The organism is Micromonospora eburnea, from assembly GCF_900090225.1.
Lineage (GTDB): Bacteria > Actinomycetota > Actinomycetes > Mycobacteriales > Micromonosporaceae > Micromonospora > Micromonospora eburnea.
This window is the reverse complement of the sequence record NZ_FMHY01000002.1, coordinates 2,101,108-2,126,688: the sequence shown is the minus strand read 5'-3', so window position 1 is coordinate 2,126,688 and position 25,581 is coordinate 2,101,108. Positions and strand designations below refer to the sequence as shown.

The window sequence follows — 25,581 nt, the reverse complement described above, 5'->3', positions numbered from 1 at the left end:
CACGGCGCCGCGGCAGGCTCAGCTTTCCTCGGAGCTCGGATAGGCGTACAGGTCGAGCAGGCGTACCCGGGACGCCTGGAGCCGGTCCACGACCACGCTCATGAACCGGGTGACGAGCTGGCGGCCGAGCGCGTCGTCGGACTCCATCAGCCGGCGTACCCCGGCGGCGTCGAACTCGACGGCGGTGCTGCGCCGCACGGCGACCGCGCCGAACTGCCAGCGGTACGGCGGGAAGAGCCAGGACCAGCCGAGCACCCCGCCCGGACCGATCGTCTCGATCCCCACGTCGCCGCGGCCGGGCACCGGGAAGTCCAGCGCCACCTCGCCGCCACGGACCAGCCAGAACCGCTCGGCGGGCCGGCCGGCGCGGAACAACCGGTGCCCGGGGTGCCAGACCACCGGACGGGCGTAGCCGGTCAGCCGGGGCAGCCACTCCTGGGGCAGGCCGGCGAGGAAGGGGTGTTCGCGGAGCATCTCCAACGGGGTCATGCACACCTCCACGGCGCGGCGCGGGATCCGGCCGGCCAGCGGGTCCCTCGGGCAGGGGCACGACCTGGCGGCGGTGGGCATCGCCGTCCTCCTGGCCGATCCTCCCGACTCCATTCCACCTCCGCAGGACCCGAACCGTCAGGGCCGATGGTCCCGGACGCCGCGGGCGCAAGCCTCTGCCGCCCGGCCGGCCGGCGGAGAACGCTGGTGGTGGAGGAAGGGAGGACGTGATGACCGACAGAGCTGGTGCCCCGATCGTGGTGGGTGTGGACGGTTCCCCCTCCGCACTGGACGCGGTGCGGGTGGCCGCGCGGGAGGCGGCGGGCCGGCGCCGGCCGCTGCGAGTGGTGAACGCGTTCCTGTGGCCGCTGCTCGGCACCCCGCTCGGCCCGATCGCCGTCAAGCTGCCGGACAGCGAACTGCGGCAGGGGGCCGAGAAGATCGTCGCGGAGGCCGTCGACGAGGCGCGGAAGATCGACTCCGAGCTCCCGGTGACCGGTGAGGTGGTCGACGGCGGCCCGGTCACGGTGCTGTTGCGGGCGAGCCGGGACGCCGCGCTGCTGGTGCTCGGCCACCGTGGCCTGGGCGGTTTCGCCGGGCTGCTGGTCGGCTCGGCGGCCGTGCAGCTGTCGGCCCGAGCCGACTGCCCGGTGCTGGTGGTCCGGGGTGAGCTGCGGGCCGACGGCCCGGTGGTGGTCGGGGTGGACGGCTCCCCGATCTCCGACGAGGCGATCGGTTTCGCCTTCGCCGAGGCGGCGCAGCGTGGCACCGACCTGGTCGCCGTACACGCCTGGCGCTACCCGTCCCCGATCGGCCCCGGCGACATCATGCCGCTGGTGTACGACCCGGAGAAGCTGCGCGCCGAGGAGGAGCGGGTGCTCGCCGAGGCGGTGGCCGGCTGGGCCGAGCGTTACCCGGAGGTCCGGGTACGGCAGAAGCTGGTCGCCGCGGCCCCGGCCCGGGCGCTGGTCGAGGAGTCCGCCGACGCGCAGCTGACCGTGGTCGGCGCGCACGGCCGGGGCAGCCTGGGTGGGCTGCTGCTCGGCTCGGTCAGCCACGCGGTGCTGCACCACTCCCGCAGCCCACTGGCCATCGTCCGGCACCACAAGGACAGGGCCACCGCCTGACCCGCCGACCGCATCCGCGCCGACCGCCACCCGCGGTCGGCGCGGAGCGCGGTTGTTCCACTCCAGGTCGCGCGGATGGTGGTACCACCACAGACCGCACCGGAGTCGATCCTGGTGCACCAACCTCGGTGTACCGAAGCGGGTGTCGGGGCAAATGCGGTGTGCCAGGCAATTCGCCGTCAAGAATGGTCTGAGCCGACCGGAGGGATGCCAGTGAACCGACCTGTCGTGGTGGGCGTCGACGGATCGTCGACCAGCCTGACCGCCGCCGAGCACGCCGCCCGCGCCGCCGTCCAACGGTCAAGGCCGCTGCACCTGGTGCACGGCTACCTGCATCCGCTCGGCTACGGGGTGCCGCTGAACCCGTACGACCTCGGGGTGCCGGCGCCCACCGCGGAGGCGCAGAAGATGCTCGAACAGGTCGCGGCGGAGCTGACCGAGCGGCATGCGGGCCTGCGGGTGCAGGTCCGCCAGGTGGCCGGCGGCCCGGGCGCCACCCTGGTCGAGGAGTCCCGCCGGGCGGATCTCGTGGTGGTCGGCAGCCGGGGCGTCGGCGGCTTCGCCGGCCTGCTGCTCGGTTCGGTGAGCGGCCAGGTCGCCCAGCACGGGCACTGCCCGGCGCTGGTGATCCGTCCGGCCGAGCAACCGATTCCGGTCGACGGGCCGGTGCTGGTCGGGGTGGACGGTTCCGAGTCGGCCGACCTGGCCGTCCGGATCGCCGCCGACGAGGCGGTACGCCGGGGCGCCGAGCTGGTGCTGGTGCACGTCCTCCCGCCGGAGCGGGCCGGGGCGGCGCCGGCGGAGGCGGCCGGGGCGGCGGCGGCCGAGCAGTCCGAATCGACGGAGCTGCTGGCCCGGGCGGCGGCCCGGATCCGCGCGGACCATCCGGTGCTGGCCGTCTCGCAGCGGCCGGTCCGGGCCGCCTCCGCGGAGCAGGCGCTGATCGCGGCGAGTGGGGAGGCGGCGCTAATGGTGGTCGGGTCGCGCGGCCGGGGCGGCTTCGCCGGGCTGCTGCTCGGCTCGGTCAGCCAGGCGCTCGTGCAGCACGCCCACTGTCCGGTGCTGGTGGCCCACCCGTACGAGCCGACGGACTGAGCGTAAGGAGGGGTCCCCTGTTAACGCGAGGCGTTAACAGGGGACCCCTCCTTACGGGGCGGAACGCGCTGGAGTCAGGCCGAGTCGCGGCCGGCGAGCAGGTCTTCGAAGCTGGTGGTGAGGGCGAACGGGTCGGCCGGGCCGGGCGCGGCCGGGCGCCGCTCCACCTGCTCGGCCAGTTCGGTGCCGGCCCGCCGGATCCGGGCCCGCAGGGCGTCCTCGACGCCGTCCCCGGACCAGTCCTCGGGCGCCGCGAAGACCGCCGTCGGCATCACCACCGCCCGCAGGTACGCGAACATCGGCCGGACCGCGTGTTCCAGCGCCAACGAGTGCCGGGCGGTGCCGCCGGTGGCTCCGATCAGCACCGGCCGGTCGGCCAGGGCGTCCTTGTCCACCACGTCGAAGAAGGACTTGAACAGCCCGTTGTACGAGGCGTTGAAGATCGGGGTGACCGCGACCAGCCCGTCCGCGCTCGCCACCGTGTCCAGCGCCTCCCGGAGGGCGGCCGGCGGGAAGCCGGTGAGCAGGTGGTTCACCACGTCGTGCGCGTGTTCGCGCAGCTCGACGGGGCGGATCTCCACCTCGGCGCCGCGCCGGACCAGCTCGTCACGGGCGGCCGTGGCGAGCTGGTCGGCGAGCAGCCGGGTGGAGGAGGGCTGGCCGAGACCGGCCGAGACCACGGCCAGGGTGCGCCGGGTCATCGCCCCTCCTCCGCCCCGGCCAGGCTCGCCTCGTGGGCCGCGAGCAGCGCGGCGTGCGTCGGTGCCGCCGGCACGTGCGCCGGGCGCAGCGAGTCGAACTCCTTGCGCAGCACCGGTACGACCTCCTCGCCGAGGAGGTCGAGCTGCTCCAGGACGGTCTTGAGCGGCAGCCCGGCGTGGTCCATCAGGAAGAGCTGGCGCTGGTAGTCGCCGACATACTCGCGGAAGCCCAGCGTACGGTCGATGACCTGCTGCGGGCTGCCCACGGTCAGCGGCGTCTCGCGGCTGAACTCCTCCAGCGACGGCCCGTGCCCGTAGACCGGGGCGTTGTCGAAGTACGGGCGGAACTCGCGGACCGCGTCCTGGGAGTTCTTCCGCATGAAGACCTGGCCGCCGAGCCCGACGATGGCCTGGTCGGCGGAGCCGTGGCCGTAGTGCTCGAACCGCTGCCGGTAGAGGCCGACCATCCGCTGGGTGTGCTCCTTGGGCCAGAAGATGTGGTTGGCGAAGAAGCCGTCCCCGTAGTACGCGGCCTGCTCGGCGATCTCGGGGCTGCGGATCGAGCCGTGCCAGACGAACGGCGGCACCCCGTCGAGCGGGCGCGGGGTCGAGGTGAACGCCTGCAACGGGGTGCGGAAGCGGCCCTTCCAGTCGACCACGTCCTCGCGCCACAGCCGGTGCAGCAGGTCGTAGTTCTCGATCGCGAGGGGGATGCCGTTGCGGATGTCCTGCCCGAACCAGGGGTAGACGGGGCCGGTGTTGCCACGCCCCAGCATCAGGTCCACCCGGCCGTCGGCCAGGTGCTGCAGCATCGCGTAGTCCTCGGCGATCTTCACCGGGTCGTTGGTGGTGATCAGCGTGGTCGAGGTGGAGAGCAGCAGCCGCTCGGTACGGGCGGCGATCCAGCCGAGCATGGTGGTCGGTGACGAGGGCACGAACGGCGGGTTGTGGTGCTCGCCGGTGGCGAAGACGTCGAGGCCGACCTCCTCGGCCTTGAGCGCGATGGCCACCATGGCCTTGATCCGCTCATGCTCGGACGGCAGCCGCCCGTTGGTCGGGTCGACCGTGACGTCGCCGACGGTGAAGACTCCGAACTGCATGACAGCTCCTCGCGTGCCGCCCGGGGCCGGGATGGCCCTGGATCGCACCGCACAACATATTTGACGAGTCAACTATTCCGCCAGGAACCGCCATCCGCGTGGCCCACCTCACCACCCGCGCGGAGGAAGCCGTCGCTCCGGTCAGCCGCCGGCCACCGACGGCAGCACCTGCACCTCCGCGCCCTCACCGACCGGGGTGTCCAGCCCCCCGGCGTGGCGGCAGTCCTCGCCGTCGACGTAGACGTTGACGTAGCGGCGCAGCTCGCCGCGCTCGTCGCGGATCCGGCGGCCCAGCCGGGGCCAGGCGCCGTCGAGCTCGTCCAGGACGGTCCGCAGCGTGCCGTTGGCGGCGACGGTGAGCCGGCTCGCGCCACCGGCCTCGCCCCGCAGCGGGCCGGGCAGCAGCACGGTGACCACTCAGATCACCGCGGCGCGGACGCAGAGCACATCGGGCAGGTGGGCGGCGACCAGCGACCAGGAATCCCCCTCGTCCCGGCTGGCGTAGACCTCGCCGGACCGGGTGCCGAAGTAGACCCCGGCGGGGTCTGCGTCGTCGGCGCACATCGCGTCACGCAGCACCGACGGGTAGAACGGCTCGTCGGGCAGCCCGGCCGAGAGCGGCTCCCACTTGTCGCCCGCGTCGGCCGAGCGGTAGACCCGGCAGCGGTGGTCGACCGGGAAGCGCTGGGCGTCGGCGGCCAGCGGGAAGACGTAGACCGTGCCGGGGCGGGACGGGTGGGCGACCATCGGGAAGCCGAAGTCGCTGGGCAGGCCGGCGGCGATCGAGGTCCAGGTGCGGCCGTCGTCGTCGGAACGGTAGACGCCGTGGTGGTTCTGCGCGTAGAGCCGATCGGGGTTGCCGGCGTCGCGCGCGATCTTGTGGACGCACTGCCCGAACTCGGGCCACTCGTCGGGCAGGAAGTAGGCCCGGATGCCGGTGTTGCCGGGCGCCCAACTCGCCCCGGCGTCCTCGGTGCGGTAGACCCCGCCGGTGGACATCGCCACCGCCATCCGGGCCGGGTCGCTCGGGTGCGGCAGCACGCTGTGGATCGCCTGGCCGCCGAAGCCGGCATCCCAGGACTCCCGGTGCGGATGGTCCCAGAGCGCCCGGACGAGCTGGAAGCTGCGCCCGCCGTCGTCGGAGCGGAACAGCGCCGCCGGCTCGGTGCCGGCCCAGACCACGTCGGGCTGGTCGGCGCCGGCCGGGGTGAGCTGCCAGACCCGGCCGAGGCTGGCTCCGGTGTCGGCCGGGAAGGCCACCGGCGCCTGGTCGGGCTCCTGCCAGGAGGCGCCGAGGTCGTCGCTGGTCGCCACGCTCGGCCCGAAGTGCGAGCTGGTCATGCCGGCGAGCACCCGGGGCCGCCCGCGACGCTTGTCGACGGCGACCGCGTAGACGCCGGTCATCGGGAAGTGCGGGCCGCTCACCTCCCAGGCGCGCCGGTCGGGGCTGGTGGCGAGGAAGAGTCCCTTGCCGGTGCCGATCGCGAGCAGGGTTGTCATGTCGGGTCCTCCGGTCCGTCGGCGAGCGGGGTGTGGTGATTATGGCCACGCCCACCGACAGAATTTCGCCCCGCCGCGCCGACCGCCCGCTCAGCGACGGACGCGGGGCACGTGCCGGCGGTAGGCGCTGACGGTCGGGTCGCCCGCGATCCAGAACCGCCAGGGCACGTCGTGGGCGCCGGTGACGCCGACCCGGGGGCCGGCCGCGACCGACGCCTCCGGCACCGGGTCGAGCGGAGGCCGCAGCCGGACCGGACCGTCGCCGAGCAGATCCGCGCCGTAGACGGACCGGTCGATGCCCAGCGCCGCGCAGAGCCGGGCGGGTCCGCGCGCCAGATCCACCTCCCGGCGTACGGCAGGCCGGCGGGTCCGGGCGACGTCAAGGCCGTCGATCACCTCGCCGGCCCGCAGCAGCACCGCCGACGCCTCGCCGTCCGGACCGGTGACCACGTTGACGCACCAGTGCATGCCGTACGTGAAGTAGACGTAGGCGTGCCCGGAGGGGCCGAACATGACCGCGTTGCGCGGGGTACGCCCCCGGTGGGCGTGCGACGCCGGATCCCCGGCCGTGCCCGCGTACGCCTCGACCTCGGTGATCCGGACGGTGACCCCGTGGCTGGTGAGCCGGCAACCGAGCAGTCCCCGGGCGGCGGGGACCACCGGCCCGGCGAGCAGGTCGGCGAGGGGCGCGAGATGGGTGCCGGTCACGGATGAACCCTATCCGGCAACCCGAAAGTATGAACACGATCCGCTGTCAACAGGGTGTTGACAAAATGCCGTTCAATAGGTTCTGATGGACGGCATGGACACGCTGGACAACGACCCGTTCACCGCTCCGGACGCGGCCCAGGCCCGAGCCCACCGCAACTACACGGCGTTGATGCGGATCGCGGAGCGGCACGCCGGCACGAACGCTCGACGCCGGCGCTATGCCCACCCGGACGTCCCCGACGCGTATGAGGCGGCGACCCTGGTGATGGCCCTCGCCGGCGGGGCGGAGCTGGAACCGGGCGAGGACCCGGTGGACCAGGCCGACCTGATGGCCGCGCTGACCCTGATCCCGCATGTCCGCGCGGAGGTCGACACGCTGGAGGCCGGCCTGTTGCAGGCGGCCCGCGGCCGGGGCATGACCTGGCAGGCGATCGCCTTCGGGCTGGGGCTGGGCAGCGCCCAGGCGGCCCGCCAGCGCTACGAGCGGTTGGCCGTCCGCACCGGCACCGCCGACTGACCGGCGAAGACTGTCACAGCGCCCGGCAACACTGGCCGGGTGGACAGGACGAAGACGCGATGACGCGCGACGAGATGCTGACGTACTGCCTGGCGAAGCCGGGCGCGTGGCCGGACCAGCCGTGGGAGGGCGACGAGGTCGTCAAGGTGGGCAGCAGGATCTTCGCCTTCCTCGGCTCCCCGGACGGCGAGGCCCGGGTGGGCGTGAAGTGCGGCCCGTCCCGGGAGGCCGCCGACGAGTGGCTGCACCGGTTCCCGGACGACGCCCGCCCCTCCCCTACATCGGCCGGTCCGGCTGGAACACGCTGCGGCTCGACGGCGGCATCCCGGACGACGAGCTGATCGAGGCCGTCGACGGGTCGTACGACGCGGTGGTGGCGAAGCTGCCGAAGCGCGAGCGACCGACGGCGTGACCGCTCCCCCGCTGAGACACACCCTCGCGACCCGGCACGTCCGGTCCTGACATGGCGGTCCTCAAACGGCAAGAAGGCCCTCGGCAGCACGCCGAGGGCCTTCTTGCAGTGCCGGGGTCAGCGGGGCACGACCTGCTCGGCGGCCCAGTCCCGCCAGCCGGCCAGCTTGTCCGCGGCGGCGGCGAGCTGGTCGGCCACCGGCCCGGGGCCGGTCGAGCCCGGGGTGGTCCGGGCCGCCAGGGCGGAGCGGACCGAGAGCACGTCCCGCACCGACGGGTCCAGGTGCGGGCTCACCGCGGCGAGGTCGTCGTCGGAGACCTCGTCCAGGGCACAGTCCCGGGCCACGCAGAGCGCCACCAGCTTGCCGGTGATCTCGTGCGCGTCGCGGAACGGCACGTTCCGGCGGACCAGCCAGTCGGCCACCTCGGTGGCGAGCGAGAAGCCGACCGGCGCGGCGGCCACCAGGCGGTCGACGCGGACCGTCATCGTGGAGATCATCCCGGCGAGGGCCGGCAGCAGCAGTTCCAGGGTGTCGACCGCGTCGAAGGCCGGCTCCTTGTCCTCCTGCATGTCCCGGTCGTAGGTCATCGGCAGGCCCTTGAGCATGGTGAGCACGCTCATCAGCCCGCCGACGAGCCGTCCGGACTTGCCCCGGGCCAGCTCCGCGATGTCCGCGTTCTTCTTCTGCGGCATGATCGACGACCCGGTGGCGAACGCGTCGTCCAGCTCGACCCAGCCGAACTCGTGCGACGTCCAGAGCACCACCTCCTCGCCGAGGCGGGACAGGTGCACGCCGATCATCGCGGTGACGAAGAGGAACTCGGCGACGAAGTCCCGGTCGGCGACCGCGTCCATCGAGTTGGCGAAGGACGTCCGGAAGCCCAGCTCCTTGGAGACCGCCACCGGGTCCAACGGCAGGCCCGAACCGGCCAGCGCGCCCGCGCCGAGCGGGCTGATCGCGCTCCGGTGGTCCCAGTCGCGCAGCCGCTCCAGGTCACGCAGCAGCGGCTGCACGTGGGCGAGCAGCCAGTGCCCGAAGGTGACCGGCTGGGCGTGCTGGAGGTGGGTCATCCCGGGGGCGGCCGTGTCCACGTGCCGTCCCGCCTGCTCGACCAGGGCCTCGGCCAGCTCCACCAGCCGAGCGGCCACGCCTCGGGCGTGATCACGCAGATAGAGCCGCAGGTCGGTGGCGACCTGGTCGTTACGGGACCGGCCGGCGCGCAGCTTGCCGCCGAGGCTGCCGAGCCGCTCCAGCAGGCCGCGCTCCAACGCGGTGTGCACGTCCTCGTCGTCGACGGTCGGCCGGAACGCCCCGGAGGCGCAGGCGGCCTCCAGGTCGTCCAGGGCGGCCAGCATCCTCCCCAGTTCCTCAGGGTCGAGCAGGCCGGCGCCGGCCAGGACCCGGGCGTGCGCCCGGGAGCCGGCGATGTCGTACGGGGCGAGGCGCCAGTCGAACTGGACGCTCACCGACAGCCGCGCGAGCGCCTCGGAGGGTCCGCCGGCGAACCGGCCTCCCCAGAGACTCGTCCGGTTGGCGGCGGCGCTGTTCTCGGTCAGGCTCTTGTCGTCCACCCCACCCATTGTGCTGTTCACGATCAGGCACCGCCCAGCCGGGCGTCCCGCGCGGCGGCCATCTTGCTCGGCAGGCCCCACAACTGCACGAAACCCTTGGCGAGGGACTGGTCGAAGGTGTCGCCGGTGTCGTAGGTGGCCATGCCGAAGTCGTACAGGCTGGCCTCGGAACGCCGCCCGGTGACCGTGGCCCGACCGCCGTGCAGGGTGAGCCGCACCTCGCCGGAGACGTGCCGCTGGGTGTCGTCGACGAACGCGTCGAGCGCCTGCTTCAGCGGCGAGAACCAGAGGCCGTCGTAGACCAGTTCGCCCCAGCGCTGGTCGACACCGCGCTTGAACCGGGCCAGGTCCCGCTCGATGGTGACGTTCTCCAGCTCCTGGTGGGCGGTGATCAGGGCGACCGCGCCCGGGGCCTCGTACACCTCGCGGCTCTTGATGCCGACCAGCCGGTCCTCGACCATGTCGAGCCGGCCGACGCCCTGGGAGCCGGCGCGCCGGTTCAGCTCCAGGATCGCCTGGTACGGGGTGACCGTCTCGCCGTCGATGGCGACCGGCACGCCCGCGTCGAAGGTGATGACCACCTCGTCGGCGTCCCGCTCCTGCGCCGGGTCGGCGGTGTACGAGTACAGGTCCTCGATGGGGGCGTTCCAGATGTCCTCCAGGAAGCCGGTCTCGACCGCGCGGCCCCACAGGTTCTGGTCGATCGAGTACGGCGACTTGGCCGACACGTCGATCGGCAGCCCCTTCTCCTCGGCGAAGGCGATCGCCTTGTCCCGGGTCCAGGCGAAGTCCCGGGCCGGCGCGATGATCTTCAGGTCGGGCGCGAGCGCGCCCAGGCCGACCTCGAAGCGAACCTGGTCGTTGCCCTTGCCGGTGCAGCCGTGCGACACGATGGTGCCGCCGTGCTTCCTCGCCGCGGCGACCAGGTGCTTGACGATCAGCGGCCGGGACAGCGCCGAGACCAGCGGGTAGCGGTCCATGTACAGGGCATTGGCGCGGATCGCCGGCAGGCAGTACTCGGCGGCGAACTCGTCGCGCGCGTCGACCACCTCGGACTCCGCCGCGCCGCAGTCCAACGCGCGCTGCCGGATGACGTTCATGTCCTCGCCGCCCTGGCCGACGTCGACCGCGACCGCGATCACCTCGGCACCGGTCTGCTCGGCGAGGTAGGGAATGGCGACGGAGGTGTCGAGACCCCCGGAGTACGCCAGGACTACCCGCTCGGTCATGACGTGGTGCTCCCTTCAACGAACTCTTCCCGGCGGGCCCACGCGGCGAGCTTGTCGCCCAGTGCGGCACCGCCGACGGCCTCGCGGGCCACGACGAGGATGGTGTCGTCGCCGGCGATGGTGCCGACGACCTCGGGCAGGCCCGCTCGGTCCAACGCGCTGGCCAGGTAGTGGGCCGCACCCGGCGGGGTACGCAGCACGGCGATGTTGCCGCTGGCGTCGACCCCGTTGAGCAGCTCACTCAACAGCCGGACGAGCCGGGCCGGTGCGGCCTCGGCCTCGCGCAGCGGCCGGTGGCCGTCCTCGGGAATCAGGTAGACGCCGCGCCCGTCACCGCCGCGGGCGGTGACCGCCCCCAGCTCCTTGAGGTCGCGGGAGAGGGTGGCCTGGGTGACCTGGATCCCGTCGCCGGCGAGCAGGTCGGCCAGCTCGGTCTGCGAGTGGATGGCCCGGTCGCGGATCAGTTCGACGATGCGGGCGTGCCGGGCGGCACGGGTCAGCGGGGCGGTCATGAGGATGCCTCCAGGAGAAACGTCAGCAGCGCCTTCTGGGCGTGCAGGCGATTCTCCGCCTCGTCGAAGACCGCGCTGTGCGGCCCGTCGAGCACCTCGTCGGTGATCTCCTCGCCCCGGTGGGCGGGCAGGCAGTGCAGCACGATGACGTCCGCCGCGGCGTGGCCGAGCAGCGCGTCGTTGACCTGGTACGGCAGGAACGGGGTGATCCGGTCCAGCCCGTCGGCCTCCTGCCCCATCGAGGTCCAGGTGTCGGTGGCGACCGCATGTGCGCCCCGGACCGCGTCGACCGGGTCGGTGAGCACGCGGACCGACCCGCCGGTGCCGGCGGCGATCTTCTCGGCCCGGGCGACCACCTCGGGGTCGGGCTGGAACCCGGCCGGCCCGGCGACCCGGACGTGCATCCCGGCGGTCGCCCCGGCCAGCAGGTACGAGTGCGCCATGTTGTTCGCCGCGTCCCCGACGTACGCCAGGGTCCGTCCGGCGGTGGCGCCGAACCGCTCGCGGATGGTGAGCAGGTCGGCGAGGAGCTGGCACGGGTGGTAGGTGTCGGTGAGCGCGTTGATCACCGGCACGGTGGCGTGCGCGGCGACCTCGGCGATCCGGTCGTCGCCGTGGGTACGCAGCACGATCGCCGCCACGTACCGGGAGAGCACCCGGCCGGCGTCGGCCAGGGTCTCACCCCGCCCGAAGTGGGTGACCTGGGTGTCCACCACGATCGGGTGCCCGCCCAGTTCGGCGATGCCGACGTCGAAGGAGAAGCGGGTCCGCAGGCTCTGCTTGTCGAAGAGCACCGCCACCGACCTCGGCCCGGCCAGGGGCTGGAGGCCGAACCGGTCCGCCTTCATCCGGGCGGCGAGGTCGAGGACGGCCGACTGCTCGGCGGGGGTCAGGTCGTCGTCCCGCAGGAAGTGCCGGATCATGCGTTCGCCTCCGTGGTGGTCGCCTCGGTCGAGATCTCGGTAGGTTTCGACCCCTCCGGGGGCCGCTTCCCGGCAAGGTCTGCGGTGGCTGTCCGTAGGGCGGCGGGGAGGGCGGACAGGAAGGCGTCGGCCTGGTCGGCGGTGAGGATCAGCGGTGGGGCGAGTCGGACCACGCCGGGCTGCACCGGGTTGACCAGGAAGCCCGCCTCGCGCAGCGCGCTCGCCACCGCGCCGGAGACCGGCTCGGCGAACACGACACCGAGCAGCAGACCGGCGCCGCGGACCTCGGTGACCAGCGGGTGGCCGAGCGCCTCGATCCCCCGCCGCAGCCGCTCCCCGATCCGCTTGACGTGGTCGAGCAGCCCCTCGTTGGCGATGGTGGCGATCACGGCGAGGGCGGCGGCGCAGCTGACCGGATTACCGCCGAAGGTGGTGCCGTGCGAGCCGGGGGCGAGCAGGTCGGCGGCCCGGCCGAAGGCCAGACAGGCGCCGATGGGCAGGCCCCCGCCGAGCCCCTTGGCCAGGGTGATGACGTCCGGCTCGACGCCCTCGGCCTGGTGGGCGAACCAGTGGCCGGTACGGCCGACGCCGGTCTGCACCTCGTCGAGCACCAGCAGGGCGCCGTGCGCGGCGGTGATCCGCCGGGCCTCGGCAAGGTAGCCGGGCGGCGGTACGACGACCCCGTTCTCGCCCTGGATCGGCTCGACGATCACCATGGCGGTGGCGTCGGTGACCGCCGCTGCCAGGGCGGCGGCGTCGCCGTACGGGACGTGGGTGACGTCACCGGGGAGCGGGCGGAACGGGTCGGCCTTGGCCGGCTGGCCGGTGAGCGCCAGGGCGCCCATGGTCCGGCCGTGGAAGCCGCCCCGGGTGGCGACCACGTGGGTGCGCCCGGTGAGCCGGGACAGTTTGAACGCGGCCTCGTTCGCCTCCGCGCCGGAGTTGGCGAAGAACACCCGCCCGGAACGTCCGGCGAGGGCCAGCAGCAGCTCGGCGAGGGCGACCGGCGGCTCCGCGACGAACAGGTTGGAGACGTGCCCGAGGGTGGCGACCTGCCTGGACACGGCGGCCACCACGGCCGGGTGGGCGTGGCCGAGGGCGTTGACCGCGATACCGCCGAGCAGGTCGACGTACTCCCGGCCGGCCTCGTCGACCACGACGGCGCCGGAGCCGGAGACGAGCGCGAGCGGCGGGGTGCCGTAGTTGTCCATCATGGACTGGCCCCAGCGTTCGACGAGCGTGGTCATTCCGCCACCACCATGGTGCCGAATCCCTCCGAGGTGAAGACTTCCAGGAGCGTGGAGTGGGCGACCCGGCCGTCGACGACGTGCGCGGCGGGCACTCCCCCGCGCACCGCCCGCAGGCAGGCCTCCATCTTCGGGACCATCCCCGACTCCAGCGACGGCAGCAGCTTCGCCAGGTCGTCGGTGTTGATCTCGCTGATCAGGCTGGACGTGTCCGGCCAGTCGGCGTAGAGGCCGGCCACGTCGGTGAGGACGACCAGCTTGCGCGCCTCCAGGGCAACGGCGAGCGCGGCGGCGGCCGTGTCGGCGTTGAGGTTGTGCAGCACCCCGTCGGCGTCCGGCGCGACGGTGGAGATCACCGGGATCCGGCCGGTCGCGATCAGGTCGGCCACCGCCGAGACATCCACCGACTCCACGTCGCCGACCTGCCCGACGTCGATCGGCTGCCCGTCCACGTACGCCGGGCGGCGTACGGCGGTGAACAGCCCGGCGTCCTCGCCGGAGAGCCCGACGGCGAACGGGCCGTGCGCGTTGATCAGGCCGACCAGTTCCCGGCCGACCTGCCCGACCAGCACCATCCGGACGACGTCCATCGCCTCCGGGGTGGTGACCCGCAACCCGCCCTTGAACTCGCTGACGATGCCGAGCCGCCCCAGCATGGCGGAGATCTGCGGCCCGCCGCCGTGCACGACGACCGGCTTGAGGCCGGCGTACCGGAGGAAGACCATGTCGGCGGCGAAGGCCCGCTGGAGCTCGGGGTCGATCATCGCGTTGCCGCCGTACTTGACCACGACGGTGGCGCCGGAGAAACGGGCCAGCCAGGGCAGGGCCTCGATCAGCGTCTCGGCCTTGACCTGGGCCCGGGTGAGGTCCGCGCTGAGACTCACCGCACCAGCCTTCCGTTCGCGACTACGGGACTCCGCTGCGCTGCGTTCCTCGCGCTCACCGCACCCGCCCTCCGTTCACGACTGCGGGACTCCGCTCCGCTGCGTTCCTCGCGCTCACCGCGCCCGCCTTCCGTTCACGACTGCGGGACTCCGCTGCGCTGCGTTCCTCGCGCTCACGATGAGTACGCCGAGTTCTCGTGCACGTACGCGTGCGACAGGTCGTTGGTCCAGACGGTCGCCACCGCGTCGCCGGCGTGCAGGTCGATCCGGATGGTGACGTCCCGGCCGGTGAGGTCGACCTTGGACCGGTCCTCGGCGGCGGCCCCGCCCCGGCACACCCACACCCCGTTGACCGCGACGTCCACCCGGTCGGGCTCGAAGGCGGCCGCGGTGGTGCCGACGGCAGCGAGGATCCGGCCCCAGTTCGGGTCGTTGCCGAACAGCGCGGTCTTGACCAGGTTGTTCCGGGCCACCGACCGGCCGACCTCGACCGCGTCCTCCTCGGTGGCCGCGCCGACCACGTCGATGGCGATCTGCTTGGTGGCGCCCTCCGCGTCGGCGATGAGCTGCTGGGCGAGGTCGTGGCAGGCGGCGGTGACCACGGCGGTCAGCTCGGCCTCGCTGGGCTCGATGCCGGACGCGCCGCTGGCCAGCAGCAGCACCGTGTCGTTGGTGCTCATGCAGCCGTCGGAGTCGATCCGGTCGAAGGTGACCCGGGTGGCGGCCCGCAGCGCGGCATCGAGGGTCTCCGGGCCGGCCACCGCGTCGGTGGTGAGCACGCAGAGCATGGTGGCCATCGCGGGGGCGAGCATGCCGGCCCCCTTGGCCATGCCGCCGACGGTCCAGCCGCTCCCGGCGGAGACCGTGGTCTTGGGCCGGGTGTCGGTGGTCATGATCGCTTCGGCGGCCGGCAGGCCGCCGTCGCGGGACAGGCCGCGCACCGCACCGCGTACGCCGGAGAGCAGGGCGGGCATGGGGAGCCGCTCGCCGATCAGGCCGGTGGAGCAGACCGCGACCTCGCCCGCGCCGAGCATCAGCCGGGGACTGCTCGCGGTGAGCACGGCGGCGGTGTGCTCGGCGGTGGCATGGGTGTCCTGGAAGCCGGCCGGGCCGGTGCAGGCGTTGGCCCCGCCGGAGTTGAGCACCACGGCGCGAACCACGCCGCCCCGGACGACCTGCTGGGTCCAGAGCACCGGGGCGGCCTTGACCCGGTTGGCGGTGAATACGCCGGCGACCCCGGCGTCGGGGCCGTCGTTGACCACGAGGGCCACGTCGCTGGCGCCGCTGGCCTTGAGTCCGGCGGCGACGCCGGCCGCCCGGAAGCCTCGGGGGGTGGTGACGGTCACGGTGCCGTCCTTTCGTTCGCGACTGCGGTGCTCCGCTGCGCTGCGCTCCTCGCGCTCACGGGTGCCGTCCTTTCGTTCGCGACTGCGGTGCTCCGCTGCGCTGCGCTCCTCGCGCTCACGGGTGCCGTCCTTTCGTTCGCGACTGCGGTGCTCCGCTGCGCTGCGCTCCTCGCGCTCACGGTGCGACTCCGAAGATCGGGAGGCCGGTGGTCTCGGGGAGGTCGAACATCAGGTTGGCGTTCTGCACGGCCTGGCCGGCCGCGCCCTTGCCGAGGTTGTCGATGGCGCTGACCACGATCACCCGGCCGGAGTCGACGTCGACGGTGGCCTGGAGGTGGCAGGAGTTCGAGCCGGCGGTGGCGGCGGTGTGCGGCCACGCGCCCTCGGGGAGCAGGTGCACGAAGGGCGCGTCCGCGTACGCCGTGGCGAGCACCTCGCGTGGGTCGGCGTCGCCGGTGGGGACGGCGGTGACGGTGGCGAGGATGCCACGCGGCATGGGGGCGAGCACCGGCGTGAAGGAGAGGCCGGTCGCCCCGGTGGCCTGCTTGATCTCGGGCACGTGCTGGTGGGCGCCGACCTTGTAGGGCGACAGGTCGCCCATCACCTCACTGCCGAGCAGGTGCGCCTTGGCGGCCCGGCCCGCCCCGGAGGTGCCGGAGGCTGCGACCACCACCACGTCCGCCGGGAGGACCGCGCCGGCGGCGATCAGCGGGGCGAGCGCCAGGGTGGTGGCCACCGCGTAGCAGCCGGTGCTGGCGACCCGGCTGGCCGCGGCGATTGCGGCCCGCTGGCCGGGCAGCTCGGGCAGGCCGTAAGTCCAGGCCCCGGCGTGCGGGCCGCCGTAGTACCGGGCCCAGGCGTCCGCGTCGCGTAGCCGGTGGTCGGCGCCGAGGTCGACCACCTTGACCGTCTCGGGCAGGGCCGCGGCGAGGGCCGCCGACTGGCCGTGCGGCAGGGCCAGGAAGACCAGGTCCGCGTCGGCCAGGGTGGCCGGGTCGGTCGCCCCGAAGACCAGGTCCAGCCCGGCGAGCTGCGGGTGTACGGCGATGACCGGCTGGCCGGCCGAGGAGTGGGCGGTGGCGGCGACGAGGTCGAACTCGGGGTGACCGGCGAGCAGGCGGAGCAGCTCGCCACCGGCGTACCCGCTGGCCCCGGCGACCGCGACTCGGATGCCCATACCCACCTCCGCATGACTATGCAATGAAGGCTAGCAGGATCGACGGAGCAGTGCAAGTTCATGCAGTGCTCTGCATGAACTTCGACCGATGGTCGACGCCCGGTCCCGGCACACGGGCTCCGCGCCCTCAGCCCTCAGGCGGCAGGCCGGGCGGTGGAGTCATCCTCCTCGGGTACAGCCGCCAGCTGATGACGTTCGAGGTGGCGACCCCGGCCAGCACCGCCACGGCGGTCACGGCCACCAGCAGGAGTGGCAGCAGCAGGGCCACCGGGGTCAGCGCCCCGAGCGCCAGCAGCCCGATCGGCCGCGACCAGGAGACCCGACTGAAACCGGCGTAGTCGAGCATCGACCGGCCGAGCAGGAACAGCGCCGGCCCGCCGAGGATGACCGCGATCCGGGACAGCGTGGCGTCGCCGAAGGGCTGCGAGATGGCCAGCGTGTCCCCCACCGCGCTGACCGCCACGCCGATCACCATGATCAGATGCGCGTACGACGCGAGGTCACCGACGTACGCTGGGGCCCGGGACGACGCGATGGCGGCGGGGAGCAGCTCACCGGCCCGGTAGTAGTAGATCTGCCAGAACAGCACGGTGATCACGAAGGCCACCACCAGCGCGGCCGTCCGGTCGCGTTGGAAGCCGTACGGACTGAAGTGGATACCCGAGGTCAGAATGCTCTCCCCGAAGGCGATGATGAGCACCTGTCGGTAGCGCTCCGTCAGGTGTTCCTCCGCGATCGGCTGGCCCCGCAGTCCCGCACGTCCCAGCCCGGGCGTCGGAAAGTCGAGCAGCCCGCCGGCGTAGTCGATGAGCACCGCGACCGTCCACCAGATCACGCGCGCCTCGTGATGGGCGAAGATCCCGGCGATCCACGGCACCGCCGAGAGGCAGGCCCAGAAGACGATCCGGGCAGTGACCAGGCGCACGTGCGGGCCTCCGCCGCCGAAAAGTACGAGCCAGAGATGCCGGAACACCTCGATCGCGACAAAGACCCCCGCGAAGACGACTCCGCGCTCCCGGAAGGCCGCCGGCAACGCGGCCGCCATCAGCAGGGCGCCGAGCATGGTCACGATGACCATGACCTGGATCATCGGGCGGGCCGGATCGTAGCGGTTGGCCGTCCAGGCCATCCGGTACCAGAGCCACCACAGGGCCAGGGTCAGCAGCATCGACGAATAGAAGCCGGACCAGTTGAGCTGTTCGAGCAGTCGCTCGGTGAGGCGGGTGAAGGCGAAGACCAGCACCACGTCGAAGAGCAGTTCGACGAAACCGGCCCGGCTCGGGGGCTCACGGCTCCCCGGCAGCTCCGCCGCCCCACCCCGCATGGCCATGTCGGTTGCCCTATGTTTTGCCCGTTTTGGACCAGTATTCCAGAGTATTTCACGACGGTCATGGCGGCTCGACGCATCGCTCACCCATGCCACGTGGCTCCGGAGCCCTTCTCGGCGCCGGGAAGGGCTCCCTCGGTCGAGGCGTCAGTTCGTTCGTTCGGTGAGCCGGTGCTGTCGTTCGTACGTACGCAGGGCGGCGTCCCACGCCTGCGTGTACTCCGACGGCCCCATGCCGAGGTCGTTGTGCCCGCGCACCGCCTCCCGGAGCAGCTGCACCAACTCCGGCACCGCCTCCCGCCGCTCCGCCACATAGCGTCGGAAGACCTCGGCGAACTGCTCCCCGGCCAGTCGCGCCGCGTGCGCGGTCACCGGGTCGTCCTCGAGGTTCAGCAGGACCGCGCACCAGCGCCGGGTCAGGTCGTCAGCCTGGCACGCCTTGATCTTCTCGAGCTCGTGGTCGCACTCCAACTTGATCCGGTCTTCCCAGTACGGTCGCAACCGCTCCCGGACGCGCTCGTCCGGACTCACCCTGACCTGCACTGTGAAGTACGGCAGGTTGCCCTGGCGGGGCCAGCGCTGCCCCGAGAGGCGCGCGCTCAACGCCTGCTCCAACTCGTACGAGCGGTGCGGTTCGTGCTGCCGGGCGAGGTCGACGGCCTGCTCACGGACAATGCCACCGGCCCAGAGCAGGTAACGCTCAGCCCGGAACCGAAGCTCGTCGTAGGTCATGTTCCGGCCCGTCCAGTTGTAGACGGCATGGAGACGGAAGTCGAAGGCGTCTCCCCTCGCGGGCACGAGGATGGGCTGCGGCGCGTCCTGGCGATAGGACGCGCTGACATCTGCCGGAGGCGGTGGAGGCGGCGTGATGAAGGTCGGTTCCTGGGGCGGGAAGATGGCATGCCACCAGCGGCGACGCTCCGTCTGGCGGGGAACGGAGGTGTGGACGCTCGGGTTCGCGTGGGGGTGATTGCTCATGGGTGGTCCTCGTCCGTGAGTCGTCGTACGTCGTCGAGCAGGGTGTTGTGGGGCATGAGAGGGCCCCAGACATGCCGCAGCTGGTGGTCCAGGCGGCGCCGGAGCGGTTCGCGGCCGTCCACCACCAGGCTCAGCAGCTTCAGGCAGTACGCCGCGACCTCGGGGTGCCCGTCGGCGCGGTTGAGCCAGAACCCGAGCGTCCGCCAGGTGCGGTAAGCGGTTCCGGGGAGGGCGAGCGCGCCCGCCCAGCAGGTGGCCAGGTCGGTCAGCGAGACGGTGCCGCCGCGGGCCAGATCCAGCAGTTCGGGCCAGTGTTCGCGGGGCGCGGGCGACCATCGGTCGGCGAGGATACGCATCGCCCGCCCGGCATGCAGACGCACCTCGGGTTCGGGCGAGGCGGTCCATTCGGCCAAAGCGGCCATGACGTTCGGCGCGTGCCCCGCCTCGTACACCTGCACCAAGCCGCGGACCACGGAGTTCTGCCACCGTTGCATCCGCGCCTGCGCCACCTGGCGCAGCTGCACGAGCGCCGCGTCGGGCCAGAGGCGGGCCAGGCCGAGGGCGTATGCACGTGCCACGGTGTCACGCAGGTGCGCCGCGCCGCCTGCGGCCCACCCATCCAGCTCGGCGCGGATCCGTTGCCGCAACGGGGGTTGCATCGCCATGGCGACCAGCGCGATGGCCGCCGCCTGCCGCACGCTGGCGCGGCGCTCGCGGGCCAACTGGTCCACGACCCGCAGCGCGTGTTGCACACCGTGGCCGGCCGACCAGCCGATCGCGCCGGCGGCCGCCTGCCTGACTCCCGGCATGCCGTCCCGGGCGAGCTCGCTCCACCAGCGCAACAGCTGCTCGGGCAGCCACCAGTCCTCCCACGCGACGTCCAGCAGAGCGGCACGCAGGGCGTCATTTCCCGGGGCGAACTCGATCCGCCGGCCGGCCGGAAGCCGGTCGTCATCCATCACTAGCACGGCCTGTCGGAGGGTGGGACCCAGGAGGGAATCGAGCGCCGCGCCGGCCCGACCCGATGGCCCGGCGTTCGGCACGGCCCCCGGCAGGTCGGGCGCGGCCAGGAGCCGCGCCGCCTGATGAATCTCCACCACTGGCTGTCCGGCCAGCACCGCACAGGAAATCCGGAAGGCACGACGGTCGGCGTCGGTCCAGAATCCCGCGACGTCCGTGCCGGAGTCCGCGCAGTCAAGGATCCGACCAGCCCGCTCACGCAACTGTCGGGGAAGCAGTCTCTCCAACCGCTGTGTGAGCTCCGCTCCCCGGACCGGGTGCTGCGCGATGAGGTCGACCACCCGGGCCACCTCGCCCGGACGGGGACCACCGTTCAGGTAGGCCAGAAGCAGCGGGTGGGTGGCGCATTCGTCCTCGACGTAGAGGTCGACGCACCGCCTGGCGCAACCGTCCCCGCACCCTCCGACACACCGGCTCCGTAACTGCTGGCGGAGCTGCGCCCGGAAGACGTCGGCTGCCGCAGGGGACTGATGTTCGACGAGGTGAGCGGCGAACTCGTCGCGTCGCAGGAAGTCACCGACAAGCACCACGGTGGCGGTCGCGGCCTCGACGCGCGTGGCCAGACCGACCAGGGTCATCCCGTCAAGCTCCCGGACCCCCGCCTCATCCAGGCGCAGGACGTAGCCGTGTCCGGGACGCAGGGCGCCGGCTGCGTGGATCAGGTCCGCCGGGCTCTCCGCGTTCAGCAGACCCACCCGGTCGTAGCCGTGGCGCCTAGCGGAGGCTAGACACGCCGCCGTGTACCGCCCGCTGCCGTTCTGTCCAGAAAGGCAGACCAGGCTGCGCTGCTTGAGGCGCCGATCGAGCTGCTGGTCGCTCGGTGCTACGGCGTAGCCGTCGGCCAAGTGCCGCACTGCCATCCCGCTCAGCAGCTCCGACCAGGTTCGCCCGCCACCCGCGCCCGCCATCGTGACGTTCAGCGTGCCGATCGCGGTCGCCCCGGTCCCGGTCGCATTCTGGCCTCGGACGTGCACGTCCCCGACCCCGATCCCGGACGGGGCGCCGAGCAGGGCGGAGAGCCGGCCGATGACGTCGAGCGGGTCGAGCGGTTCCTCGTCCAAGTCCTCGTCCACGCCGTCCCCGTCCAGGGCGGCCGTCGAGTCTGGTGCGTCCTCATCGGGATCAGACGGCGGCTCCACCGGCCCATCCGGGTCCGGCGGCGGTGCTTCCCGGTCCTCCCGGGATGAGTCGACGAACGTGTTCATCGCTGATCGCCGTCTCGGCCGAAGACGGCGTCGCGACCGACCGAGCCGATCGCCGTCGCATTGGTACCGATGGCGTTCGGCCCGTTCACCCAGATGTCACCGGTACGAATGCCGCCGCCACCTGGGCCGACGGAACCGGAGGAACGGGACGCCGGTCGGCCGGTCGAGGTCGACGAGCTCCGCTCGGTCCGGCTGGCCCGGTCCGTCCGGTCGTCACCGTCCAACGGCATCGAGGACAGGTCCTCGTCCACCACGCAGACCCAGGCGGACTCCTCGAACTCCTTGTCCGCGTGGCTGACCCGGACCCGCCGGAAACGCTCCGGTCGCATTTCCTCCGGGTACTCGGAGACCACATCCCGAAAAATCTCGGTGGATACGACGAGCGCCACGCCCGCGTCCGGGAAGGCCGCCAGGGCTCGCTTCACCGGGCCGGCGTCGCAGAGCCGGCAGACAAAGACGACGGCGGAGCCGGGAAAGCCGTTCGCCCCGTCGAGATGCACGAGGCCCTGGTGCACGGCGATTCGCAGGCGGATCCGGGCAGCATCCACCCGGCTCAGATTGTAGGCACGCAGCCGCCTGTTCAGTTCGGGAACGAAACGACCGATCACCCGCGACTCCGGTACGTCGCGGGGCAGGATCGCCAGCTCTCCGTCGCCAGCCTGCTGGGTGCTCCAGGTCATCCGGTCCAGTCCGACCGCGCTGGCGGCCCCCTGCAGAAGGTTGGGGAACTCCTTCTGCGCCTCATACTGCTGCAGATTGCTCCGGCGGCTGTACCGCTCCATGTCCACGCAGATCAACAGCCGTCGCTCGGGATGGTGCATCGACGTGTCGCCCCTTCGCCATCAGCCCGCCACCGCCGGCGGGACCGCAGGCACATGGAACCGCCATCGCCGAGGCAGAACCCCGTAGAAGTACGGCATCCGTCGAGGTTGTCGGCTACCCGGCTTCCCACCTTCGTCGGGTATCCCGCCGCCGCGTCCGCGCTGTGCTGAGACCATGGTTGACCTCCTCACCGAGCTCCTTCTGGTGGCCGGCTGGACACCGGCGCAGGTGTTGGCGCTGCTGGTTCTCCACGCCGTGCTGGTCGCCCTGCTCCGCGGGGCATCGCGCTACGTGCAGGTTCGGCTACGCTTCGACGGCTTTCGCTGGACGGGGAGAGTGAGGCGGCTGATGCGGCGAAGTGGTCCGGAGGCCCAGTGGCCCTATGGAACATTCCTCCAGCGCTTGGACCCGCATGTCCGCACGGTCATCCTCGGCCTGGGCGTCCGCCGGCAGGTGCCGGCCGGCCAGATCCTGATCCATCAGGGGACACGCGAGTCACACCTCGTGCTGCTGGAGGAAGGGCTGACGAAGGTGACGGCACATCTTCCTGACGGGCGCTCGGCGCTGCTGTCCCTACGCGTCGGGGGCGACCTCGTCGGCGAGATGTCGGCACTCAACGACCAACCCCGCTCGGCGACGGTGACCACCTGCGGTCCGACCCGGTACAGCGTCATTCCCCGGGAAACCTTCACCCGGTTCCTGAAGGATCATCCCGGGGCCGCACTCGAACTCGCGGCCATGGTCGCCGACCGGCTGCGCTGGTCCAACCGTCGCCGCATCGACTTCACCTCGTACGCGGTCAAGATCCGGGTGGCTCGGGTGATCGCCGAGTTGTGTAGGACCCACGGCCGGCGAAGCCGGGACGGAATGGTCATCGACGTCCGCCTCACCCAGCCCGAGCTGGCCACCATCTGCGGAGCAGCGGAGACGTCCGTTCAGAAGGCTCTCCGCGGACTCCGCACCGACCGCCTCGTCGACACCGACTACCGGCGAATCACCGTACGAGACCTGTCGCGTCTGCGCGATCTCGGCGAGCTGGATCCCGACGAGGAGTGACGGGGTCCCTTCCCGCAGGAAGGGACCCCGCTGTGGTGGGGGCGTCAGGCGCCGCGCAGGGTGGCGCCGAAGCGACGGGCGGTCTCGGCCACCGCCGCGTCGCGGGCGGCCACCGTCTCCTCGCCGGTGAGCGTCCGGTCCGGGGCCCGGAACGTCAACTTGTACGCCAGCGACCGGCGGCCCGCGCCGAGCTGCTCGGAGGCGTACACGTCGAAGAGCCGGACGTCCTCCAGCAGGTCGCCGGCCCCCTCGACCAGGGCCCGCTCGACCTCGGCGGCGGGCACCGACTCGTCCACCACCAGCGCCACGTCGATCAGCGCGGGCGGGAAGGTGGAGACGGCCGGGCCGGCCACCATCGGCGCCGCGGGCAGCGCGTCCAGGTTCAGCTCCATGGCGCAGGTACGGCGGGGCAGCTCCAGCGCCGCCAGCACGGCCGGATGCAGCTCACCGGCGTAGCCGACCGGGGTGCCGTTCACCAACAGTTCGGCGCAACGGCCGGGGTGCCAGGGGGCGCGCTCGGCGGCCCGCACGGTGACCCGGTCGGCGGGGATGCCGGCGGCGGCGAGGACGTCCCGGCCCGCCTCCACGGCGTCCGCCCAGCCGGCCGCCCGGCCCGCGCCCCACCAGCCGGCCGGCTCGATCTCGCCGGCCAGCGCCACGGCGACGTGCCGCGGCTGGTCCGGCACCACCGCGTCGGCGGCGGCGAATTCCTCGTCGGTGGGCCGGCGGTCCACGCCCATGGCCGGCGGCGCGCCGACGCCGGGCCGCGGGTGGAACACCGCACCGATCTCGTAGATCGCCACGTCGCGCTGGCCCCGGCCCACGTTGCGCTTGAGGATGCCGAGCAGCGGGCCGAGCAGCGTGGTACGCAGCAGCGGCTCCTCCTCGGACAGCGGGTTGGCCACCCGTACCGCCGGCCGGCGCGGGTCGTCGGCGGGCAGGCCGAGCTGATCGGCCAGTTCCACGGAGACGAACGGGTGCGCCAGCACCTCGACGTACCCCCGCTCGGCGAGCGACCGGGCGATCGACCGCCGGCGCTGCTGCTGCCAGGTGAGGCCACGGCCGGGCGGCGCGGTGGGCAGCACCGACGGCACCCGGTCGTACCCGTCGAGGCGGACCACCTCCTCGACCAGGTCGGCCGGGTCGGTGAGGTCGGGTCGCCAGCTCGGCGGGGTCACGGTCAGCACCTCGGCGCGACCGCGGGCGGCCACCCCGACCTCGCCCGGGTCCTCGTCGAGCCGGTCGGTGCCCCGCTCGACCGTGCAGCCGACCTGCTCCAGCAGCTCGACCACCCGCTCCGGCGAGTACGTCACCCCCACCCGGCGCGACGGCAGATCGGCCGGCAGGGTGACCGGGGTACGCGGCCGGACGTGGGAGACATCGAGGATCTCCGCGCCGGCGGTGCCACCGCCGTGCTCGGTGAGCAGCCGGACCGCCTTCTCCAGCGCGATCAGGGGCAGGGTCGGGTCGACGCCCCGCTCCCAGCGCTTGGCCGCCTCACTGAACAGCCTGTGCCGACGGGCGGTGCGGCCCACCATCGCCGGGTCCCAGTGCGCCGCCTCGAAGAGCACGTTCGTGGTGGAGGCGACGACCTCGCTGGTCTCGCCGCCCATCACCGCAGCGAGCGAGATCGGCCCGGAATCATCGCAGATGACCATGTCCTCGGCGACCAGCGCCCGGGTCACACCGTCCAGGGTGGTGAGCTTCTCCCCGGGCTCGGCGCGGCGGACCACCAGCGGCCCGCTGATCCGGTCGGCGTCGAACGCGTGCATCGGCTGGCCGAGTTCGAGCATCAGGTAGTTGGTGATGTCGACCGCCAGCGAGATGCTGCGGATGCCGGCGACAGTGAGCCGCTGGGACATCCAACCGGGCGTCTGCGCGGTCGGGTCGACGCCGCGGACCATCCGGGCGGCGAACCGGTCGCAGCCGACGGTGTCCCGCACCTCGACCGGGTACGCCGGCTCGGCGGTGGCGCCCGGCGCGTCCCCGGCGGCCGGGTCACGGAACGGCACGCCGAGGGCGTGCGACAGCTCGCGGGCGATGCCCCGCACGCTCAACGCGTACCCGCGGTCGGGGGTGATCTCCAGGTCGACCACCACGTCGTCGAGACCGACCACCGGGCGGGCGTCGTCGCCGGGCTGGGCCTTCGTGTCCTCGGGCAGCACGATGATGCCCGAGTGGTCGTCACCCAGGCCCAGCTCCTTGGCGGAGCAGATCATGCCGTTGGAGTTGCGCCCGTACGTCTTGCGCGCCCCGATGGCGAAGTTGCCGGGCAGCACGCCGCCGGGGAGGATCACCACCACCCGGTCGCCCGGGGCGAAGTTGCGCGCCCCGCAGACGATCTCCTGCGGCTCGCCGGTGCCGTTGGCGGCGCCGACGTCGACCTTGCAGAAGCGGATGGGCTTCTTGAAGCCGGTCAGCTCCTCGATCTCCAGGACCTCGCCGACCACCAGCGGGCCGGTGACCGACTCCCGCAGGTCCTCGATGGACTCCACCTCGATGCCGAGGTCGACCAGCGCCTGCTCCAGGTCGCCGGTGGGCAGGTCGGCGGGGAGTTCGACGTGCTCCCGCAGCCAACTGACAGAAACTCGCATGACCGTTAAACCACCGTCTCCGTAACTCGTGCCCGCA

At 72.7% G+C, this 25,581-nt stretch carries 24 protein-coding genes and 1 pseudogene; 6 read left to right on the top strand and 19 right to left on the bottom strand.

The features are described 5' to 3' along the window. Positions 1–18: 18 nt before the first annotated feature. Positions 19–489 carry a cyclic nucleotide-binding domain-containing protein gene (locus GA0070604_RS10055; protein WP_091127013.1) on the bottom strand — a complete coding sequence of 157 codons (471 nt, stop codon included), beginning with the start codon at positions 487–489 and terminating at the stop codon, positions 19–21. A gap of 230 nt (positions 490–719) precedes the next feature. Between GA0070604_RS10055 and GA0070604_RS10050 the strand changes: the two genes are divergently transcribed. Both GA0070604_RS10050 and GA0070604_RS10045 read left to right on the top strand, forming a co-directional pair. After that, complete coding sequence (locus GA0070604_RS10050; RefSeq protein ID WP_091117672.1) at positions 720–1,616, top strand: universal stress protein; 897 nt, start codon at positions 720–722, stop codon at positions 1,614–1,616. Between the two features lie 207 nt (positions 1,617–1,823). Continuing rightward, positions 1,824–2,711: a universal stress protein gene (locus GA0070604_RS10045; protein WP_091117669.1), complete on the top strand. Its 888-nt coding sequence runs from the start codon at positions 1,824–1,826 to the stop codon at positions 2,709–2,711. A gap of 74 nt (positions 2,712–2,785) precedes the next feature. Here the strand turns inward: GA0070604_RS10045 and GA0070604_RS10040 are convergent, their stop codons facing one another. The 5 genes from GA0070604_RS10040 to GA0070604_RS10020 all read right to left on the bottom strand — a co-directional run bounded on the left by GA0070604_RS10040 (position 2,786) and on the right by GA0070604_RS10020 (position 6,720). After that, positions 2,786–3,412, bottom strand: coding sequence for an FMN reductase (locus GA0070604_RS10040; RefSeq protein WP_091117666.1), 627 nt, complete (start codon positions 3,410–3,412; stop codon positions 2,786–2,788). Beyond that, positions 3,409–4,512, bottom strand: a complete 1,104-nt coding sequence (locus tag GA0070604_RS10035) for an LLM class flavin-dependent oxidoreductase (RefSeq protein WP_091117664.1) — start codon at positions 4,510–4,512, stop codon at positions 3,409–3,411. Before GA0070604_RS10035 ends, GA0070604_RS10040 begins: the two co-directional genes overlap by 4 nt. Positions 4,513–4,653: 141 nt before the next feature. Continuing rightward, positions 4,654–4,929 (bottom strand): ubiquitin-like small modifier protein 1, encoded by a 276-nt coding sequence (locus tag GA0070604_RS10030; protein ID WP_091117662.1) that lies wholly within the window; start codon positions 4,927–4,929, stop codon positions 4,654–4,656. Next, positions 4,930–6,012 carry a WD40/YVTN/BNR-like repeat-containing protein gene (locus GA0070604_RS10025; protein WP_091117659.1) on the bottom strand — a complete coding sequence of 361 codons (1,083 nt, stop codon included), beginning with the start codon at positions 6,010–6,012 and terminating at the stop codon, positions 4,930–4,932. A 90-nt stretch (positions 6,013–6,102) separates the two neighbouring features. Further along, the gene (locus tag GA0070604_RS10020; RefSeq protein WP_091117657.1) at positions 6,103–6,720 is read right to left on the bottom strand and encodes a DNA-3-methyladenine glycosylase; all 618 of its coding nucleotides are present in this window, start codon (positions 6,718–6,720) and stop codon (positions 6,103–6,105) included. A gap of 94 nt (positions 6,721–6,814) precedes the next feature. Between GA0070604_RS10020 and GA0070604_RS10015 the strand changes: the two genes are divergently transcribed. From GA0070604_RS10015 to GA0070604_RS33430, 3 genes and pseudogenes are all read left to right on the top strand, one after another. Further along, positions 6,815–7,240 (top strand): DNA-binding protein, encoded by a 426-nt coding sequence (locus GA0070604_RS10015; protein ID WP_091127012.1) that lies wholly within the window; start codon positions 6,815–6,817, stop codon positions 7,238–7,240. A gap of 59 nt (positions 7,241–7,299) precedes the next feature. Further along, positions 7,300–7,440, top strand: a pseudogene (locus GA0070604_RS33435) (MmcQ/YjbR family DNA-binding protein); the annotation flags it as partial. A 38-nt stretch (positions 7,441–7,478) separates the two neighbouring features. Next, positions 7,479–7,652 carry an MmcQ/YjbR family DNA-binding protein gene (locus tag GA0070604_RS33430; protein WP_244162270.1) on the top strand — a complete coding sequence of 58 codons (174 nt, stop codon included), beginning with the start codon at positions 7,479–7,481 and terminating at the stop codon, positions 7,650–7,652. A 117-nt stretch (positions 7,653–7,769) separates the two neighbouring features. Here the strand turns inward: GA0070604_RS33430 and argH are convergent, their stop codons facing one another. From argH to GA0070604_RS09950, 12 genes are all read right to left on the bottom strand, one after another. Further along, entirely contained in the window at positions 7,770–9,233 is a 1,464-nt protein-coding gene (argH, locus tag GA0070604_RS10005) for an argininosuccinate lyase (protein ID WP_091117654.1), read from the bottom strand. A 14-nt stretch (positions 9,234–9,247) separates the two neighbouring features. After that, entirely contained in the window at positions 9,248–10,453 is a 1,206-nt protein-coding gene (locus GA0070604_RS10000; protein WP_091117652.1) for an argininosuccinate synthase, read from the bottom strand. Next, a complete protein-coding gene (locus GA0070604_RS09995) occupies positions 10,450–10,965 on the bottom strand; it encodes an arginine repressor (protein WP_091117649.1) in 516 nt (171 codons plus the stop codon). Before GA0070604_RS09995 ends, GA0070604_RS10000 begins: the two co-directional genes overlap by 4 nt. Next, positions 10,962–11,888, bottom strand: a complete 927-nt coding sequence (gene argF, locus GA0070604_RS09990) for an ornithine carbamoyltransferase (RefSeq protein ID WP_091117647.1) — start codon at positions 11,886–11,888, stop codon at positions 10,962–10,964. The genes GA0070604_RS09995 and argF overlap by 4 nt, the downstream gene beginning before the upstream one ends. Beyond that, positions 11,885–13,135: an acetylornithine transaminase gene (locus GA0070604_RS09985; RefSeq protein WP_091117644.1), complete on the bottom strand. Its 1,251-nt coding sequence runs from the start codon at positions 13,133–13,135 to the stop codon at positions 11,885–11,887. The genes argF and GA0070604_RS09985 overlap by 4 nt, the downstream gene beginning before the upstream one ends. Continuing rightward, positions 13,132–14,019: an acetylglutamate kinase gene (argB, locus tag GA0070604_RS09980; RefSeq protein ID WP_091117641.1), complete on the bottom strand. Its 888-nt coding sequence runs from the start codon at positions 14,017–14,019 to the stop codon at positions 13,132–13,134. Before argB ends, GA0070604_RS09985 begins: the two co-directional genes overlap by 4 nt. Positions 14,020–14,192: 173 nt before the next feature. Beyond that, positions 14,193–15,365 (bottom strand): bifunctional glutamate N-acetyltransferase/amino-acid acetyltransferase ArgJ, encoded by a 1,173-nt coding sequence (gene argJ, locus GA0070604_RS09975; protein ID WP_091117638.1) that lies wholly within the window; start codon positions 15,363–15,365, stop codon positions 14,193–14,195. A gap of 175 nt (positions 15,366–15,540) precedes the next feature. Beyond that, entirely contained in the window at positions 15,541–16,542 is a 1,002-nt protein-coding gene (gene argC / locus GA0070604_RS09970; protein ID WP_091117636.1) for an N-acetyl-gamma-glutamyl-phosphate reductase, read from the bottom strand. A 127-nt stretch (positions 16,543–16,669) separates the two neighbouring features. Next, complete coding sequence (locus GA0070604_RS09965; RefSeq protein ID WP_091117634.1) at positions 16,670–17,872, bottom strand: low temperature requirement protein A; 1,203 nt, start codon at positions 17,870–17,872, stop codon at positions 16,670–16,672. A gap of 144 nt (positions 17,873–18,016) precedes the next feature. Beyond that, complete coding sequence (locus GA0070604_RS09960; protein ID WP_244161809.1) at positions 18,017–18,667, bottom strand: hypothetical protein; 651 nt, start codon at positions 18,665–18,667, stop codon at positions 18,017–18,019. A gap of 176 nt (positions 18,668–18,843) precedes the next feature. Then, positions 18,844–21,072 carry a hypothetical protein gene (locus GA0070604_RS09955; protein WP_091117631.1) on the bottom strand — a complete coding sequence of 743 codons (2,229 nt, stop codon included), beginning with the start codon at positions 21,070–21,072 and terminating at the stop codon, positions 18,844–18,846. Then, on the bottom strand, positions 21,069–21,893 hold the full coding sequence (locus tag GA0070604_RS09950) for a hypothetical protein (RefSeq protein WP_091117628.1): 825 nt from the start codon (positions 21,891–21,893) through the stop codon (positions 21,069–21,071). Before GA0070604_RS09950 ends, GA0070604_RS09955 begins: the two co-directional genes overlap by 4 nt. 175 nt (positions 21,894–22,068) lie before the next feature. Between GA0070604_RS09950 and GA0070604_RS09945 the strand changes: the two genes are divergently transcribed. Continuing rightward, entirely contained in the window at positions 22,069–22,950 is an 882-nt protein-coding gene (locus GA0070604_RS09945; protein ID WP_244161808.1) for a Crp/Fnr family transcriptional regulator, read from the top strand. A gap of 44 nt (positions 22,951–22,994) precedes the next feature. Here the strand turns inward: GA0070604_RS09945 and pheT are convergent, their stop codons facing one another. After that, positions 22,995–25,544: a phenylalanine--tRNA ligase subunit beta gene (gene pheT, locus GA0070604_RS09940; protein WP_091117626.1), complete on the bottom strand. Its 2,550-nt coding sequence runs from the start codon at positions 25,542–25,544 to the stop codon at positions 22,995–22,997. Positions 25,545–25,581: the final 37 nt, after the last annotated feature.